Origin of the sequence: Akkermansia biwaensis, from assembly GCF_026072915.1 — a bacterium.
GTDB lineage: Bacteria > Verrucomicrobiota > Verrucomicrobiia > Verrucomicrobiales > Akkermansiaceae > Akkermansia > Akkermansia biwaensis.
This window is the reverse complement of sequence record NZ_AP025943.1, coordinates 1,710,756-1,728,174: the sequence shown is the minus strand read 5'-3', so window position 1 is coordinate 1,728,174 and position 17,419 is coordinate 1,710,756. Positions and strand designations below refer to the sequence as shown.

Sequence of the window (17,419 nt, the reverse complement as noted above, 5' to 3'; positions counted from 1 at the left end):
CTTACCTGTAAGGGATGCTCCCCGTACGCAGCTTGCCACTTGCCGCCGCAGGCCTCCTGATGCTGTCCCTGCTCCCTCTCTCCTTCGCGGAAGAAGCCGCTCCCCTTCCGGACAGGGCCACCGCATCCCTGACTGACATGGAGCCGGTCAAACTGGCAAGGGACCCCAACAGCAAACTGCTTATTGCGGAATGCCGCATCAACGGCATCCCGTGCAACCTCATCGTGGATACGGCCGCCTCCCACACCACGTTCGACGTCAAATTCATCAAAAAGCACTTCCCGGATCTGGCTCTGCAGGAAGTTCAGATTGCCCCCGGCTCCAATGTCCACACCGCACCCCGGGTATTTTCCATGGAATCCTTCTCCATCGGCGGCCTTCTGATCAAAAACTTCTACGGGTGCACCATGGACCTGGACCCTCTTCAAAAAAGCACCCGAATTCGCGTGGACGGCATCCTGGGCATCAACTATCTGAGCTTCTGCCCCTTCCTGCTCTCCGTCAGGGACGCCACCCTGCAATTCCTCGAACGCTCCCGTTTCCCCCTTAAAGACATGAAACCGCTGGACGTTGAACGCCATGACTCCGGCATCCTCTACATCCGGTGCGTCAGGGACGGCGCGCCGTTTCTCCTGGCTCTCGACTCCGGCTCCACACTCTCTCTGGCCCCTGTGGAGCAATGGCCGGCGGACCCGGACGGTAGTCATGTCAAAGTCATGGCGTCAGACATCAACGGAAGCAGCGGCAGCCATTCCGTCATGAAGCTGGGTGTTCCTTCCACGCTCCACATGGGACCGGACTTCCAAATGGAAGGCCTTTCATTCGTCGTGACGGGAACCGGCGGCAGACACCAAATCGGCGTGGATACCCTCCGGCACTTTGACATCATTGTGGACGCGCCGCAGGGGGAAGTCTATGCCCTGCCTCTCCATTCAACTACAGAGGACAGCGAAAAAACGACGGATGCCCCTCCGCTCAAACGGGAATCTTGAGCATGATGCAGATCATGCGGATGGTGCGGGCCGTAGCTCCATAATGGGCTTTCAGAGCCACTTGGGCGCGCGAAGCCTGCGCATGCGCCAGCAACGGGTTGTCCAGCATTTCCTTGAGAACGTCCGGCAACTGTTCCTCCCCGCATCTGGTGATGCCGTCCACTCCTTCCAGAAGCTGGACAAGAGCATCAAAATTCTCCATATGCGGCCCCGTCAGCACGGGCACGCCGCAGGCAACGGCTTCTGCCGGATTCTGTCCGCCGTCCGCCAGGAAACTCTTGCCGATCACGGCCACGTCGGCCAAGGCCGTCCAATCCTTCAGCTCCCCGGTCGTATCCACAACATAGCAGACGTTCTCCTTGAGGGTTTCAGGAATTTCTCCTTCAGTCCGCAAAATGCACTGCCAGCCGCGGGCGGACAAATCCTTCACCACGGTATGGCGGCGTTCCGCATGCCGAGGAACAATCAGGGGAAAACCGCCGGCCTTCCTGGCAGCCTCCGCAATCAGGACTTCCTCCCCGTCATGCGTGCTGGCGGCCAGCACCACGGGCTTGCCACGCTTCAACTTCTCCAGAATGGCGGAAAACTCGGGATTCCCATCACGGCGGTCCGCCGTCTGCTGGTCAAACTTGATGCTTCCGGTCACATGGATGACGGCCGGAGAGACCCCCACGGACTCAAACCGCTGCACATCCCCCTTGTCCTGCACGCCCATGGTGTCCAGAAAAGAAAAATAATACTTGGAAAGCCACTTGAACGCGCGGTACCGGCTTTCCGATCTGGCGGACATGCGGGCATTAATCATCGCCATGGGAATGCCGCGCACCTTGGCCGCGCGCGCAAAATTGGGCCACAGCTCCGCCTCCACCAGCACAATGGCTTCCGGTTCAAAGCGGTCAAAGCACCTGCCGGGAAGCCCCAGCAAGTCGAAAGGGGAGTAAATTACGCGCACGCCGGGCACCTGGGCATTCATGGCCGTGGCATGCCCCGTAGCCGTACTGGTGGCTAGCACGGCGGAACCGCCGCGCTCCCAGAGCCACGCACGCAGGAACTTGAGGGCTATCACTACTTCCCCCACGCTCACGGCATGTACATACAGCACGCCCTTCGGTTCCCTGTTGTAGGAAACGCGGTACAGGCCAAAACGCTCCATCAGCCCCGTGCCGAATCCCCCCCGGCGCTTCTGCTTGAGCAAATAGGAAGGCAGAGTCACCAGCCAGCCGATGGTGTACAGGATATTATAACAACATGACAATAAAAGGGCTTTCATCTTACTCCTTAGGCAATCGATAGAACAGCAGCATATTTTTCCCGTACCGGCGGGTATCTACCAGGCGCAGTCCGTCAAAACCGGCGGAATCTTCACTCCCGGTCCCCCAGCCTTCCTGGACCTCCGCAATGAACACGCCGTCATCCTTCAGCAGCCCGGCCACACCGGCTTCCACCAGTTCCACGACAAAATCCCTGTCCAGCGGCCCCTTGCAATAGGGAGGGTCGGCAAACACCACATCATACTTTCTACCTGCGGTCAATTCCCTCTTCACGAACTGGACGGCGTCCCCCTGGATCACCGTGCCGCCCTCAAGCCCGGTCTTGGACAAATTGGCCTTGGCGGTAGTGCAGGAAGCCCGGGAAGCATCCACCATGCGGGCGGTTCTTGCCCCGCGGCTCAGGGCTTCCAGCCCGAACGCCCCCGATCCGGTGAACAGGTCCAGGACGTCGGCATGCTTGATCAGAGGATGCAGGATGGAAAAAAGGGCTTCCCTCACCCGGTCTGTGGTGGGGCGAACCTCCCCCTTGGGAACGGACAAGGATATTCCACCGGCTAATCCACTGATAATACGCATCTTTTATAACCGGAAGTAAGAAAAAACATCAGCCGTTACTGGCGGGCGCGGGCCTTGGCCTTCTCCAGAAGGGGATCTCCCACAATGCTGGTCATGGGAACGCGCAGCACGATGGACTGATTGGCAATAACGAAATTGTCCGGATTCTTCTCGGACATGTTGTACACAAAATAAACATACTTTCCATCCTTCGTCTTGCCGAGGATGACAGTTTCCGTCAGCGTGGAAAGGATCGTCTTTTTCTCCAGCGTCCATTCCTTGCCGCTCCACGCCCCATACACATTCATATCGTCATAGGACACGTCGCCCTTCAAAGCCAGGGAGCCGTTGGGGGAAATCCATGACTTGGTATTGGAATCATACTTGAGCGTGCTCATCGGCAGGGGGCCCTGCTGAACCACTGTTGCCAGATTCCAGATGCCCTGCTCGCCGTTCGGGAAAATCCCCATCGCTACGGGAGCCACTTCCTGGATCTGCTTCTTTTTCCAGCACTCCAGATATTTGGCATAATCTTCCTTGGTCCAGCCCAGGCGTTCGTCATACGGAACAGGCTGTCCGGGGACAATCTGGGAAACCAGCTCCTTCTTGTCTTTTTCAGGCAGGGAGCTGAAAACGCCGTCAATCTTTTCCATGAATGGCTGAAGGCCTTCGTCAAGCAAAACGCTCACGGCAGAGCCTTCCACCATCTTCCCGACCGGAAGATAATCATTGATAATTTCCGGTTTTCCTGCTGCAGACAGGGAGGAAACCAGAGCCGGGACCATCAGTAATAAGGCCAGATTGCGGAACGCTTTCATAACTTGTCGGTTCATTTTACTCAACAAAAGACCCTTGGCAAGAGTCAAAGTGAGTGTTATCCGTATGCATATCATGAACTGGAAGTTACTTTTCACCACCATGGCCGCCGCTTTGAGCCTTGCTTCCTGCGTGTCCTCCCCCGCCTCCCGTATTCAGAAAAACCCCGCTTTATTCAATTCGCTTCCCCCCGCTCAAAAGGCGCTGGTGGAAACCGGCCAAATTGCGGAAGGCATGTCTCCGCCCGCCGTATTCCTGGCATGGGGAGACCCCTCCGCCGTGGCGGAAGGCAACCTCAACGGAAAGCAGGCCACCCGCTGGATCTACTCTTCCCTGCAGCCCGTTTACACGCCGCCGCCCTCCTTCTGGTACGGCCCGTACTGGGGCGGCCCTTATTGGGGGGGACCGGGCTTCTATAGCCCGTATTATCCCTATTACAACGACGTCACCTACGTTCCGGTAAATACGGGATACGTTCTATTCATCAACGGCAAGGTGAAATCCTGGGAACGCAGGCGCTGATTACAAGGCGTTCCCCCTTCCGCAGAAGCTGAGCTTACATGCCCCCATTCCGGGCGCATCTCCGTTATCCTCTCTCCGGGCACGGTGGTTATTCCGGAACAGGACCGGGCACGCGCCATTCACTTCTTATCCCTGTCCGGCGGATATTCCAGTTCCTCCCGGAATCTGGGGAAGAAAGACTTCAACTCCCCGGACACTTGCGGATATTTCAGCTTCATATCCGTCAGGGCGCCTGCAATCGCACACAGGCAGACCAGCCGGGAATACCACTTGTTGTCCGCCGGAACCACATACCAGGGAGCATCCGGAGTGGCCGTATTCCGTATCATCTCTTCAAAAGCCTTCTGGTAGCCGTCCCAATATTCGCGCTCATGGATATCCCCTTCTGAAAACTTCCAATTCTTGTCGGGAGTATCCAGGCGCGCCAGAAGGCGCTTCCTCTGCTCCTCATAGGAAAGATGGAGAAAGATTTTCACAAACCGCGTTTTATTGGCATGCAAATGGCGTTCCAGGTTATTGATGGACCTGTATCTCTCCTTCCAGAAAGCCTTGCCTGCCTGGCCCGGATCAAATCCTTCCCCCGCAAGGTATTCCGGATGCACGCGCACGCTCAGCACCTCCTCGTAATAGGAACGGTTGAAAATGCCGATCATGCCTCTCTGCGGCAGGCGCATCACGCACCTCCACAAAAAATCGTGGCTCCGTTCCACAGTGGAAGGATACTTGAAACTGCTCACCACACATCCCTGGGGATTGATTCCTCCCATCACATGCTTGACAATCCCGTCCTTGCCGGCACTGTCCATTGCCTGCAAAATTACCAGCAGGGCATAGGACTCGCTGGCGTAAAGCACCTCCTGCAACTGTCCCAGCAATTCGATGCCTTTTTCAAGCTTCTCAACGGCTTCCTTCTTGCTGTCCTTGTCCAGCTTGCCCAGATCCCCCGGATCATGATGGGACAATTTAAATCCTTTGCCGTCCGTCACACGGTAAGGCTCAATGAACTTCTTGCAGCGTTTGATCAAATGGGAAGGAATTTCCATAATCCTTGTAAGACATCTCTCTGACGCAAGACGTTGAAACAATCGGGGAAAGCGTCAATCCTTCCTTGCCGGCGGCAAAACCTTTCCATTGAAATAAACGGTAAATCCCTGGCACAGGGCGGAGCGTTGATACAAGCCCGAATCCTCCATCGCTTTTAATACGGGAGCATACCGGCCCGGGCGGGAAACGACAATGGCATCATAATCTGACCAATAATTCGCCGGAGGCTGAAAATGCCATCCATAAAATTTCCCGCCAAACTCATTGCAAAGCAGAAGAACCTTCATTCCTTTCTCCTCCAATGATTTGCAATAGAAAACAGCCTCCCGGTAATTTTCCCGGCTATAAATACTGCAAAAACGAAGACGGAAATCGCTTGCCAGCCAGACAATCATCATCAGGATAAACAGAACAACCCGGCACCGGTCGGAAGACTTCCAGTTCTGGGGCCATACCTTGGACCAAATCAGGCACAATACAGGCAGCAGAGGAGCGCAATGCCTGCCGGAAAACCGGAAATCCATGGCTTCCGTTCCATAAAGAAACACCATGCCGGGAATCAACACAAGAGCGAGGAGCGCCCATGGCAATGATCTGGAGGATTGCCTGCTCCATAACACAACTCCATAAACCAGGGCACCGCCCATGACCAAGGCGACAACGCCCCCCAAAACCAACCCTTCCATCTTCCATAAGGAATCCAGGGTCGTACACAACCTCAACTCGGCACGCGGAGGCCCCAGCCCGGCCAGTCCCATTAACTCATACAAGGACGCGGCCACATTAACAACCCAGCTGGAAGATATCACCACGGAACGAGCCCCGAGGGAAAGGGTATAGGCATAATACGCAGCCAGTCCTGCAAAAGGGAAAATCCAGCAAAACACGGCCTTCCAAAAACTCCGCCCTCTGAACTGCCGGAATGACAAGATGAAAAAAGCAACTATAAAGCCGAAGCCCCAAACAACCCCTGTCAGGCTTGTCAGACACAGGAAAAACAAGGCACCAAAAAGCGCATGAAACCTTGGCGGATGCCCTCTGCTGGCTTGATAAAGCAGCATGGTCACCCCGCAGGAAGCCGCAATTTGTAAAATATAAGGGCGCAGTTCTTCGGTATAATAGATAAAAAACGGGGAAAGCAACAGGATGACCAGAGCTTTTGGCTCCTTTCTGAAAAACCAGCCTGCCAGAAAAACCCAGACCCCATTGAACAGACGAAGAGCCAGCTCGGATTCGGCTCCCGTCACCTGATGCCACAAAAACAAAAGATAGTAATAAAAAGCAATCTGGGCGTCGCTCCCGCCAATCCGGCAAATTTGCCGCCAGCATTCTTCCAGGCTCGGCTGGACAGCACACGATGCGGTACAGCATTCATCAATCCAAAAACTCTGGTCATGAAATGAAAAACAGCACGACAGAAAAGACAAAACCAGCCAATTGTACTTTGCCCACCAGCCGCTATGTTCCTTGTGCATTGCACAAGGAACATAGTAGATTGCCAAATGGGTGTCAAACTAAACAAAATAATTTAGAGAGAACCAACAACAACCGGAATGGCAACAGTAATGAAAATCTTTTCAGTCCCTTTCCGACCAGCTCCGCAATCCTTCCCTGCTTGCGTCCATTTGCGGTGCCTCTCCATGACAAGCCCCCGCACGCATGACATCCGGAATCAGCCATCCGAAAAAACCAATATGTATTGTAAAAACAGGCAAAAGAATATCACTCATCCATGTGCACCTGGCTTGCCGGCGTATTCTCCAGTTTGCAGTCGGCTATGGTCCACGTGCGCGGCGGTTCCACCCGGTTGCCCTTGATCCGGATATTGGCGCATCTTCTGAACTGGAAGGGCTTCTGTCCCCACCCCTTGTAATCGTTGTTGTAAATAATCCTGTTGTTGATGAACTTGATATTTTCCGCGGAAATGGCAAACAGCAAGGGAACATCGAAGGTTTTAAACACATTGTCCTCAATAAGAATGTTGCGGTGGTAATAGTCCTTCTGGTTGTTCAGCTGCTTGACCTCCGGATAAATGGAAATGATCGCGTTGGTGAACTGGTAGCGGGAGGTCAGGTTGTTGATGAACGTATTCCTGCGGATCACCACCTCGTGGCAGGCGCCGCTTTCATACCAGCCCTGGGCATCTCCGGCCAGCAGGATGGCAGCGCCGGAGGAATGGTCAAACAGATTGCCTTCCACCAGCACCTTTTCAGGAGTGGTAAACAGGGTGCCCCGCGCCCGGTTGTTGCGGACAATATTGTTCCGGAACACGACAGACGGATAAAAATCAGCATTTTCAACGGCATCGCCCGCCTTTACCCCGCCGGGGAGAGGTTCCTCCAGTGTGATCAGCAATTCCTTTTCATTCGTTTTGACGGCTGATTTTACGGTCCCCGTTTCTCGCGGTTCCAAGGTGGGACCGTTGATAAAACGGATTTTTTCACCGGGAAGGAATACTTCAAAGCCTACGGCCTGGCGGTGCATATACCTGCATCTCAGAGTGTGGCTGTCCACCACCTCCTGAATTCCCAGGCAGGTGGAATGGACATTGATGGCGTCATCCATCATTCCTTCAAACAAAGCTTTTTCCACAATAATTTCACCACGGGTATTGGAAAAATGCGTAGCGTCCGCTCCGGACGTGTGTACGCGCTTCGTCCCCTTTCTGATGAAAACTCCCCCTCCCTTGATGCTGATATCCTCCGATCGCTGCGCCAGCAGCGCCATGCCGGTGCTTTGATGCAGGGCTACGTTATTCAGACGCGTCTTCCGCGCCCGGTAAATCACGCATCCCGGATGGGGGCGGTTGTAATTCCGGAATACCAGCGTATCGCCGGGCTTGATCCCTCTTTTCTTGAGGTCCCATTTCAGCTTGAGGCGGTTTCCTCCCACGGGCTCCACATGGCCGTTCCATCCGATGTCCGCCGTATTGGCGATGATATGCCCCGTTCCCTTCTCAAAAGCCATGCAGCTGGCCATGCCTTCCCTCCAGCCCTCCCCGATAAAGACAAATTTGTTGTTCTTGATTTCGTACGGGTAGGTTTTCTTGTCTATCTCCACTTCCGTGAATTGGTCATCCACACTGGTCACGCTTCCTTCGGAATAATAGGGGCGTTCATAATCGACTGCCAGGCGCTCCACAGTGACGTTCTCGCTATCCATGATCAGCAGCGGAATCACCTTCCCGTGAAACAGGAACAGGGAACCATTCCCTTCAACCCGGACATCGTTCAGGTCCGTCAAAGGCACGCACACCGGATGAACGAGGGGCTGGTCGTGATTGGAAATGTAAAAACTCATGTCCAGTGCTCCATCCGGATAAAAATGATACACCCCTCTGGGAATGCTCAAAACGCCTCCGCCCCTTCTTCTCAGGGCGGAAATGGCGGCGCGCAAAGCCGGTCCCTGGTCCTTCCTGACACCGGGAATCATTCCGAACTTGGCTACGTTCATTACGGCCGCCTGCATGGTTCCTCCTTCCTTTCCGATCCTCCAGGCCAGATCCACCCAGTCCGCGTGATCATAAGAATTATTCTCCACCCTGTCCGCCATCAAATACAGGTTTTTCAGGCCGTTGGCGGCCACTTTCACGGAAAACTTCTTGGCAGGCATGCCCCGTTTCATGACTCCGGAACTCCACAGTACCTCCGAGCCGCTCATGACGCGGAACTCAACGCTTCCCTCCCCGTCAGTACCGTCATCCACGCCGCACGCGCCTTCAAAGCTCACCACTCTTCCTCCCTGAATACTCGGCACCGGAAGGGGAATCATGGAAGTGGCATGCGTGCCAATGCCCCTTGCATACTTCTTGCCGCCTATGCTCAGTTCGGCATCTTTAAAAGACCTGTCCAGCCTGGTCTGCCCAGTCTCTTGCCGCGCCATCAGCAGGCTGGCGGCAGGCACTTCCACGGCCATCCGAGCAGGAGGGGGGACTTCTTCAGCACTCCGGCACGTCTCAAAAGACATGCCGGTCATGCAGGCCGCCGCAAAACACCAGGAGAACATTCTGTAAGACATGACGGTTATCATACTGCCGAAGCGCACCTGTCCTATCAAACATTTTTTTGGAAAACGAATCCGGTACGAATGAACCTCCTGAAAACGGAGATTGCCTTTCCGCCGGAATTGATGGACACTGTCTTCATGAGACTAGGATTCATCATCTTGCCGGGCGTCCTTCTCACTCTCTCAGCCTGCGGCCGTGGGGGAGCTACCCTGGAGACGGACAATGTACAGGCGGAATGGTTCCCCAAAGGCAGCAGAACAGCCATTATTCTGGAGAATGAAACAGAACCGGGCACCGATAAAGCGGCCCGGAACGCCCCCGCCGCACTCACTCTGCTTTATACGTCCCACGGGGACGGTCAGGGGGTGCTCAGTGTCAACGGAAATTCACCGGAAACAGCCACTGTCCGCCGTCAGGAGGCGAACGTCAGCGCCACCTTTCATTTTAAAACACCCTCGCGGGAAATCAGCCTCCATGAAGTCCGCCTCTCATCCGCGGATGGAAACGCGGCACGGCTGTCCGGCTGGACTTATCAGGAACAGCCCGGTGCGAGATACCGCACCGGAGCGGCCGGCTCCCTTGCCATCACGGACAACTCACCCCGGTAGCCAGACATGCCCCTGATGAAACGGAAAGGATGGAAAATCTGGACAACGGTTCTGCTGATTGCTGGCATGGTGCTGGCGTGCACCCATTGTTCCGTCCGTTCCCTGGTCTATCTGCCTCCCCAGCCCAAGGACAAGACCGCCTATCTGCAAAAACGCGCCGAGTGGGAACCCCACAGGCGCACCTTCCACCGGGAAGGAGCCAGTCTCAGCGGATGGCTCATTGAAAAAAAAGGACAGCCCCTTCTTGTTTACTACGGAGGCAACGCCATGGACATCTCCATGATGCTGCCCTATCTGGATCAATTCCCCCACGCCAAGCTTCTTGTCAACTATCGCGGCTACGGCCTCAGTACCGGCAGTCCCACGGAACAGGCCATCATGGGAGATTCCCTGGCCATCCTGGACGACGTGCTGAAGGAAACGGGAAGAACCCCGGACGACGTCATTCTGGTAGGCCAGAGCCTCGGCTCCGGGGTAGCCACCCAGATCGCCTCCGTCCGGAATGTAAAAAAACTGGTACTTCTGGTTCCCTTTGACAGCCTGCTGGAGACCGCCAGGGACCTCTTCCCCTACCTGCCCGTCAAGCTCATTCTGCCCGACCACTTCCGTTCCGACCTGGCGGCTCCCAAAGTCTCCTGCCCCGTCAGCATCCTGGCGGCGGGATCGGATGAAGTCATTCCTCCGGCTCATGCCAAGCGGCTGCGCGACTGCTTCTCCACTCCCGTCAACTATCAGGAATTCCCTGGGGCTATGCACAACACCATCTGGCACAGCCCAGGATTTGACAGGGCATTCGCCAAAAGCATCGGTTACTGAACCGGATTACGAACGGGAAGCCAGGGAAACCCTGCGCAAACATTCTCCCGCATGCTCCAGCAGCAGCCAGGAGGCGTCCTCCGGCAACGCATCCGGAAACAGGTTGGCCCATTCCACGACCAGTACGGCGTCTCCGTCCAGATACTCGTCCCAGCCTATCCCGAAAAGCTCGGACTCGTCCCGCAGCCGGTAAAAATCAAAATGGCAGGCCCCCAGCCGTCCGCCCCGGTGTTCATGCACCAGGGAAAACGTGGGGCTGGCGGCGGCATCCGTGCTCCCCAGCCCCTCCATAATCCCCTGAGTCAGATGCGTTTTCCCCGCCCCCAGCTCTCCTACCACGCCCAGCACCTCTCCAGGCATTAAAATTTTACCTATTTCCCGCCCGAGAGCCCGCATTTCTTCCGGAGAACGCATTAAAACAGCCCCGTTTTTAAAAAATTTATGCCACTCGCTCATTTTTTTATGAAATTTTACTTGTCTAAAGAAAAGTGATATGGTTTAGTGCGGCTCCCGCAACCGCGGGCGAACCTTAACAGTGATAGTAATGGCATACGCAATTTTCAAAACAGGTGGCAAGCAGTACCGCGTCCAGAAGGGCGACGTGATCGACGTTGAATGCATCAATACCCTTGAAGAGGGTGCCGAAGCAAGCTTCGATCAGGTGCTTATGGTGGAAAATGACGGAAACGTGATCCTCGGCTCCCCGACGGTGGAAGGCGCCACCGTCTCCGCCAAGGTAGTCAGCCAATTCCGCGGCAAAAAGATTATCGCCTTCAAATTCAAGCGCCGCAAGGGCTTCCACAAGAAAAAAGGTTCCCGCCGCGCCATGACGAAGCTGGAAATCACCGACATCAAAGCCTAATTTCAACCTCTAATTTCATCTTAATCTTATGGCTCACAAGAAAGGTCAGGGTTCTGTCAAGAACGGTCGCGACTCCCGCAGCAAGCGCCTCGGCGTGAAAAAATTCGGCGGCCAGGAAGTAATCGCGGGCAACATCATCATCCGCCAGCGCGGCACCAAGTGGCACCCCGGCAAGGGAGTGGGCATGGGCCGTGACTACACCATCTTCTCCCTGGTGGACGGCCGCGTGTTCTTCGACCGTGAAGGCCGCCGCGTCAATGTAGCTCCGGAAACCGAGTCCGCCAACTAACCGTTGCGGTTCACAGCTATTTCCCTGCAAGGGCGGCCATCCACAGGGTGACCGCCCTTCTTTTTCCCCTTCCTTCCCGCCCCGGCCACTCAAAACAAAGAACAGGAATTGTTCTTGCAAAATGATAGTGCCTTCTCCACTATTCCCGCAGAGCATGAAATATAAAACGAGTTCCAAAACAGATACCTCAGACGCCGTAAAAACGGCTTCTACCCTTCCAGTCATTTCCGGCTTGAGACTCACCAAGCAACGGCAGGAAGTATACCAGGTCCTTCTGGAACAGCGCGACCACCCCACAGCCAATGAAGTCTACCACCGGGTCCGCAAAAAACTCCCCAGCATCTCCCTGGCGACGGTTTACAACTGCTTGGAGGCTTTGGTAAACCATGGCCTTGTCAATCAGGTCAACTTTGAACGCAGTTCCTCCCGCTTTTGTCCCAACCTCGTCGATCACGGCCACTTCCAGGACACCCGGACCGGCCGGATTTACGACATTACCATCAAGGAAGGCGTGGACCTGAGGGAATTCATCAATCTGCCCGACGACGTATGCGTGGAAGAGGCCCAAATCACCTTGAGGGGTTCCATCATTACACCGCAGGGTTAATTCCTTCTTTTACATCATGAGCTTGGTCATTAAAAATTTGCACGCCAGCGTGCAAGGCACGGAAATTCTTAAAGGCATCAATCTTGAAATCCCCAAGGGGGAAGTGCACGCCATCATGGGGCCGAACGGCTCCGGGAAAAGCACGCTCTCCAAAGTCCTCTGCGGCCATCCGGACTACGAGGTGACGGACGGGGAAGTCTGGCTGGACGGACAAAATCTGCTGGACATGAGCATTGACGAACGCAGCCGTGCCGGCCTTTTTCTGGCCTTCCAATACCCCATGGAAGTTCCCGGCGTGTCAAACGCCAACTTCCTGCGTGCGGCCATGCAGGCGCGCATGCCCCAGGGGGAGGAACTTGACGCCGTCACGTTCTACAAGATGCTTTACGCGAAAATGGACCAGCTCGGCATGTCCCGCCAATTCACCTCCCGCGCCGTGAATGAAGGCTTTTCCGGCGGGGAGAAAAAACGCAACGAAGTCCTCCAGATGCTCCTACTGGACCCCCTTTACGCCATTCTGGACGAAACGGACTCCGGCCTGGACATCGACGCCCTCCGCATCGTCTCCGAAGGGGTCAACTCCATGCGCTCCCCCTTCCGCAGCTTCCTGGTGATCACCCACTACAAACGCCTGCTGGACTACATCAAGCCGGACGTGGTCCACGTGCTGGCCGGCGGACGAATTGTCCGCACCGGGGGCGGAGAACTGGTGGACGAACTGGAAAGCAGGGGATATGAATTCCTGAAGGAAACCGAAGGAGCGACCAACGCATAACCCGGCAATCCGGCAGTCATCATGAGCGAAACACCTGACACGCCTGCGAACGACAGCGCGCAAAACCTGTTTGACTTCGACCGGAGCAAGGGAAACTTCTCCTTCCCGGAACGCCACAAATTCGACGCCGGCTACGGCCTTACGGAGGCCACCATCGACTACATCTGCGACGTCAAGGACGAGCCGGACTGGATACGCCGTTTCCGCAAAAACGCCCTGGCCGTCTTTGAAAGCAAGCCCATGCCCACGCATTGGGCCTCCCCGGAAATTGAAAAAATAGACTTCTCCCAGATACGCTACTACCTTTCCGACGGAGAGCGGCCCAAAAGAAGCTGGGAAGACGTGCCGGAAGATGTCAAGCGCACCTTTGAGCGCCTGGGCGTGCCGGAACAGGAGCGGCAATTCCTGGCAGGCGTGGAAGCCCAGTACGACTCCGAATCCGCCTACTCCAACATGAAGGAGGAACTGCGGAGCCAGGGCGTCATCTTCGTCAACTCGACGGAAGGCCTCAAAAACCATGAAGAAATCTTCCGTCCGTGGTTCGGGAAAGTCATCCCTACGGGTGACAACAAATTCTCCGCCCTGAACAGTGCGGTTTTCTCCGGCGGCTCCTTCATCTACGTGCCCAAGGGGGTTAAACTCAAGCACCCGCTTCAGGCATACTTCCGCATCAACTCGGAAAACTTCGGCCAGTTCGAGCGTACCCTCATCATCGCGGACGAAGGCGCGGAACTCATGTACATGGAAGGCTGCACGGCGCCCCAGTTTGAAACGTCCACCCTCCACTCCGCCGTCGTGGAACTGGTGGCCTTGAAAGGAGCGAAAATCCAGTACGTCACCGTGCAGAACTGGTCCTCCAACGTATTCAACATGGTCACCAAGCGCGGCCTTGCCATGGAAGACGCGGAAATCCGCTGGATTGACTGCAACATCGGCTCCGGCCTTACCATGAAATACCCCGCCGTGGTCCTCAAGGGCAAAAGGGCCAGGGGGGAAGTCATCTCCATCGCACTGGCCAATACGGGCCAGCACCAGGACACCGGCGCCAAAATGATCCACGCGGCGGACGACACTACGTCCAACATTGTCTCCAAATCCATCAGCATCGGAGAAGGCCGCGCCAGCTACCGCGGCCAAGTCGTCATGGGCAAGGGGTTCAAGGGCTGCAAGAACAATACGGAATGCGACGCTCTGCTGCTGGCGTCCAACAGCCGCACGGATACCTACCCCGCCATCACGGTGAAGGGAGACCGGAACATGGTGCAGCATGAAGCGTCCGTCTCTCAGGTCTCGGAGGAAATGCTCTTTTACATGCAGCAGCGCGGCATTCCGAAAGCGGCGGCCATGTCCCTGGCGGTCAACGGCTTCATCAACGATCTCGTACAGGAATTCCCGATGGAATATTCCGTGGAGCTGCGCAGGCTCATTGACTTGGAAATGGAAGACAGCATCGGATAAAGGAAGGAAATGATGAATCAATTGCTCAACGACGAACGGTTTCCGGCAGGCTTCCTCCCCGAATGGTTTGAAGCGCGGCACAGGCAGATGAAGGAACGGGCAGTACAGCTTCCCGAACCTTCCCGTCACATGGAATCATGGCGGTTCGGAGCTCCCGCCAACGAATCCCTGGAAGGATTTGAAGCGGCATCCCCCCTGGCCCCGGAAACCCTGGCAGCCATCATCCGGGACCATGCCTCCATGCCGGACGCCCTCCGGGTAGTGTATGCCAACGGACTGCCCGTCTCCATGCCGGAGAAACTCCCGGAAGGGCTCTCCGTCATGGATTTGGAAGACTTCGTTCTCCAATACCCGGACCTGGCGCGGAAACATCTGGAAAACATGCCTGAAATGCTGGGCTCCGAACGTCTGGCCGCGCTGAACGCGGCCCTTCAGCAGAACGGACTGGTCATCCTGGCGGACAGGGAAATCTCCCGGCCTCTGGAAATCTTCCACTTCATCTCCGGAGACAATGTAGCCGTCTTCCCTTACACGTTGGTCATCACGGAAAACAGAGGCCGTCTCCGTATCCTGGAGCGCCACATCAGTGCGGACCATGGCATGCAATTCTGCGGAGCCATGCAACAGCACCATCTTTCTTCCGCTTCCTCCATCAAATACGCCCTGGTGCAGGAACTCAACATCCGGTCCCGTGCCGTGGAGCTCACCCACATCACGGCGGACGATTCCGCGGAAATGGAACACCTGGCCAGCCATCCGGGCGCGGCATGGTCCAGGCAGGAAACGGTCTGCGTCCTGACGGGAGACGGAGCCCATGTACGCCTGCTCTCCGCCAATCATCTGAAAGAACGCAAGCAGCTGGACCAGCGGACCTACCAGAGGCACCGCTACCGCGGAGCCTCCAGCAATCTGTTTTACGCCAGCGTGCTGGACGACGACTCCGCCAGTGTTTTCAGCGGCATGATCCTGGTGGAGGAGGGAGCGCACGACACCAGCGCCTACCAGAGCAACCGCAACCTGATCCTCAGTCCGCAGGCGGAAACCAACTCCATTCCGGGTCTGGAAATCCTTGCGGACCGGGTGCAGTGCTCCCACGGTTCCGCCACATCGTCCATCTCCCCGGAAGAAATCTTCTACCTTCTTTCGCGTGGTATTCCGGAGCAAACGGCCCGCAGCATGATTGCACGGGGCTTCCTGAAGCATGCCCTGGACCAATTCAGCGATGAAGCCATCCGCACCGCGGTGGAAAACATTGTCCTGTCCTGATCTCCGTTTCTCCAGATACGTCCCGGACCGCCCTCCGGCGGCCATCAACGGTTTTTCCGCCGGCAGAAACACGGCTCCGCCGTTTATTCCGGAATGCGGCCTCCGTTCCGGGCTGCTCCTGTTGCATGAAATCTCATGCTTTCCGGGACTGTATATCCTGCAGCATGTATTTTCTCCGTTTCTGTTACCTGGCATATTCCTTCTCTCCATCCATGCGGCCGGAGCGGAACGCCCCAATATCGTGCTCATTAACGCAGACAATTTGGGCTGGGCGGAAGTGGGGTGCTACGTGCAGAAGAAAATCAAGACCCTGAATCTCGACAAACTGGCTTCCGAAAGCCAGCGATGGGTATACTTCTACTCCAGCGCTCCGGTCTGCTCCCCCTCCCGCAACGTCCTGCTGACCGGAAAACACACGGACAACTGCGACGTTCAGGACCTGAAACGCGTGGATGCCCGCGAAAACTGGCGGGACCTCAAGGGAGACTGGCCCATCAGAACGAAAACCTATACGCTCCCGGAAGCCCTGAAAAAAGCCGGCTACACCACCGCAGTATTCGGCAAATGGGGCATAGGCGACTTTGGGACCACGAGCGCCCCGGACAAGCACGGCGTGGACAGATTCTATGGTTATACGGACCAGAAATCCTGCCACACCTACTATCCTCCCTATCTTCGGAATGACGGGAAAAAGAAAATACCCAACACCTCCCTGCCGCTGTCACCATCAAGCACGGCTCCCAGCCGCAGAGGAAAGTGCTGACGAACGCCTACCGCGCGGAAAAACACAGTTCCAATCTGATTGCAGATAAAATACTGGAATTCATCAGACGGCAGACACACGGAAAAACGCCCTTCTTCCTGTATTACGCCCCGCTGGAACCCCACGTGACCATGCAGCCCCTGCAGGAATGGATTGACCGTTACCCGCGCGGCTGGGACAAGCGCCCCTACCGGGGAGAAAACGGCTATTTGCCCCATCCCCGTCCCAGGGCGGCCTATGCCGGCATGATCTCCCAGATGGACCACAATGTGGGCCGCCTGCTGTAAACGCTGGAAACATGCGGCCTTGAGAAAAACGCCATCGTCATCTTCACCAGTGACAATGGCACGACGCATGATGTAGGCGGCGTGGACCATGAATTCTTCAACTCCGTGGACAGTCTGAAAGGACTGAAAGGCCAGCTTTACGAAGGGGGAATCAGGGTCCCCGACACCATCCGCTGGCCCGGAAAAATCTCTCCCGACAGAATCATCACCTAGCCGTCATTCCATGCCGATGTGATGCCTACGCTGTGCGCCCTGGCGGGAGCGGATACAGGTTCCCCACTCGGAATAGACCTTTCCTCCGTCCTGCTCGACAAAAAAACGGTTCTGAAAGACCGGAGCCCCCCTGGTCTGGACCGGCGACGGCTACGGAGGCCAGGTGGCCGTCTCCGTTCCGAGCAAGGAGTACAAACCCTCTCCCGGTTCTGTGCTACAGGACTCCAGAACAAACGGACAAATAACGCGGGCAAAAACGGGAGCTTCCA

Annotated in this window: 18 protein-coding genes and 1 pseudogene; 12 read left to right on the top strand and 7 right to left on the bottom strand. The window is 56.0% G+C overall.

The annotated features are described in order from the left end of the window. Nucleotides 1-32: 32 nt before the first annotated feature. Nucleotides 33-992 (top strand): retropepsin-like aspartic protease, encoded by a 960-nt coding sequence (locus OQH67_RS07030; RefSeq protein ID WP_215436736.1) that lies wholly within the window; start codon nt 33-35, stop codon nt 990-992. Here OQH67_RS07030 and OQH67_RS07025 read toward each other — a convergent pair. Genes OQH67_RS07025 through OQH67_RS07015 form a run of 3 tightly spaced genes read right to left on the bottom strand, consistent with a single transcriptional unit; the run spans nt 976 to nt 3,651 of the window. Continuing rightward, nucleotides 976-2,262: a 3-deoxy-D-manno-octulosonic acid transferase gene (locus tag OQH67_RS07025; RefSeq protein ID WP_215436733.1), complete on the bottom strand. Its 1,287-nt coding sequence runs from the start codon at nt 2,260-2,262 to the stop codon at nt 976-978. The two genes, OQH67_RS07030 and OQH67_RS07025, sit on opposite strands and share 17 nt — an antisense overlap. Before the next feature lies 1 nt (nt 2,263). Continuing rightward, the gene (rsmD, locus tag OQH67_RS07020; RefSeq protein ID WP_215458968.1) at nt 2,264-2,839 is read right to left on the bottom strand and encodes a 16S rRNA (guanine(966)-N(2))-methyltransferase RsmD; all 576 of its coding nucleotides are present in this window, start codon (nt 2,837-2,839) and stop codon (nt 2,264-2,266) included. Between the two features lie 35 nt (nt 2,840-2,874). Further along, complete coding sequence (locus tag OQH67_RS07015) at nt 2,875-3,651, bottom strand: hypothetical protein (RefSeq protein ID WP_215436729.1); 777 nt, start codon at nt 3,649-3,651, stop codon at nt 2,875-2,877. Between the two features lie 58 nt (nt 3,652-3,709). On the opposite strand from OQH67_RS07015, the gene OQH67_RS07010 reads away from it, so the two are divergent. Beyond that, nucleotides 3,710-4,156 (top strand): hypothetical protein, encoded by a 447-nt coding sequence (locus OQH67_RS07010; protein ID WP_215436727.1) that lies wholly within the window; start codon nt 3,710-3,712, stop codon nt 4,154-4,156. 119 nt (nt 4,157-4,275) lie between these two features. On the opposite strand, the gene OQH67_RS07005 is transcribed toward OQH67_RS07010, so the two are convergent. From OQH67_RS07005 to OQH67_RS06995, 3 genes are all read right to left on the bottom strand, one after another. Then, nucleotides 4,276-5,199, bottom strand: coding sequence for a polyphosphate kinase 2 family protein (locus OQH67_RS07005; protein ID WP_218957817.1), 924 nt, complete (start codon nt 5,197-5,199; stop codon nt 4,276-4,278). 54 nt (nt 5,200-5,253) lie between these two features. After that, nucleotides 5,254-6,702 carry a hypothetical protein gene (locus OQH67_RS07000; RefSeq protein WP_215436726.1) on the bottom strand — a complete coding sequence of 483 codons (1,449 nt, stop codon included), beginning with the start codon at nt 6,700-6,702 and terminating at the stop codon, nt 5,254-5,256. 220 nt (nt 6,703-6,922) lie between these two features. Next, nucleotides 6,923-9,217, bottom strand: coding sequence for an NPCBM/NEW2 domain-containing protein (locus OQH67_RS06995; RefSeq protein ID WP_215436724.1), 2,295 nt, complete (start codon nt 9,215-9,217; stop codon nt 6,923-6,925). 69 nt (nt 9,218-9,286) lie between these two features. Between OQH67_RS06995 and OQH67_RS06990 the strand changes: the two genes are divergently transcribed. Beyond that, a complete protein-coding gene (locus tag OQH67_RS06990) occupies nt 9,287-9,814 on the top strand; it encodes a hypothetical protein (protein WP_215458967.1) in 528 nt (175 codons plus the stop codon). A gap of 6 nt (nt 9,815-9,820) precedes the next feature. Continuing rightward, nucleotides 9,821-10,630, top strand: coding sequence for an alpha/beta hydrolase (locus OQH67_RS06985; RefSeq protein ID WP_215436718.1), 810 nt, complete (start codon nt 9,821-9,823; stop codon nt 10,628-10,630). 6 nt (nt 10,631-10,636) lie between these two features. On the opposite strand, the gene tsaE is transcribed toward OQH67_RS06985, so the two are convergent. Then, nucleotides 10,637-11,044: a tRNA (adenosine(37)-N6)-threonylcarbamoyltransferase complex ATPase subunit type 1 TsaE gene (gene tsaE / locus OQH67_RS06980; protein ID WP_257226976.1), complete on the bottom strand. Its 408-nt coding sequence runs from the start codon at nt 11,042-11,044 to the stop codon at nt 10,637-10,639. Between the two features lie 130 nt (nt 11,045-11,174). Here tsaE and rplU point away from each other — a divergent pair, with 130 nt between their 5' ends. The 8 genes and pseudogenes from rplU to OQH67_RS06940 all read left to right on the top strand — a co-directional run bounded on the left by rplU (nt 11,175) and on the right by OQH67_RS06940 (nt 17,150). Beyond that, entirely contained in the window at nt 11,175-11,492 is a 318-nt protein-coding gene (gene rplU / locus OQH67_RS06975) for a 50S ribosomal protein L21 (RefSeq protein WP_215436712.1), read from the top strand. 28 nt (nt 11,493-11,520) lie between these two features. After that, the gene (rpmA, locus tag OQH67_RS06970; RefSeq protein ID WP_067574044.1) at nt 11,521-11,781 is read left to right on the top strand and encodes a 50S ribosomal protein L27; all 261 of its coding nucleotides are present in this window, start codon (nt 11,521-11,523) and stop codon (nt 11,779-11,781) included. 154 nt (nt 11,782-11,935) lie between these two features. Further along, on the top strand, nt 11,936-12,388 hold the full coding sequence (locus OQH67_RS06965) for a Fur family transcriptional regulator (RefSeq protein ID WP_082770183.1): 453 nt from the start codon (nt 11,936-11,938) through the stop codon (nt 12,386-12,388). Between the two features lie 16 nt (nt 12,389-12,404). After that, nucleotides 12,405-13,163 (top strand): Fe-S cluster assembly ATPase SufC, encoded by a 759-nt coding sequence (sufC, locus tag OQH67_RS06960; RefSeq protein ID WP_218957816.1) that lies wholly within the window; start codon nt 12,405-12,407, stop codon nt 13,161-13,163. A 21-nt stretch (nt 13,164-13,184) separates the two neighbouring features. Continuing rightward, complete coding sequence (gene sufB, locus OQH67_RS06955; protein WP_251828239.1) at nt 13,185-14,621, top strand: Fe-S cluster assembly protein SufB; 1,437 nt, start codon at nt 13,185-13,187, stop codon at nt 14,619-14,621. A gap of 9 nt (nt 14,622-14,630) precedes the next feature. Beyond that, on the top strand, nt 14,631-15,887 hold the full coding sequence (locus OQH67_RS06950) for a SufB/SufD family protein (protein WP_215436709.1): 1,257 nt from the start codon (nt 14,631-14,633) through the stop codon (nt 15,885-15,887). Nucleotides 15,888-16,128: 241 nt separating this feature from the next. Next, complete coding sequence (locus OQH67_RS06945) at nt 16,129-16,650, top strand: sulfatase-like hydrolase/transferase (protein WP_215436706.1); 522 nt, start codon at nt 16,129-16,131, stop codon at nt 16,648-16,650. Next, nucleotides 16,644-17,150: pseudogene (locus OQH67_RS06940) on the top strand (sulfatase-like hydrolase/transferase). The gene OQH67_RS06945 and the pseudogene OQH67_RS06940 overlap by 7 nt, the downstream one beginning before the upstream one ends. The last annotated feature ends 269 nt before the right edge of the window (nt 17,151-17,419 follow it).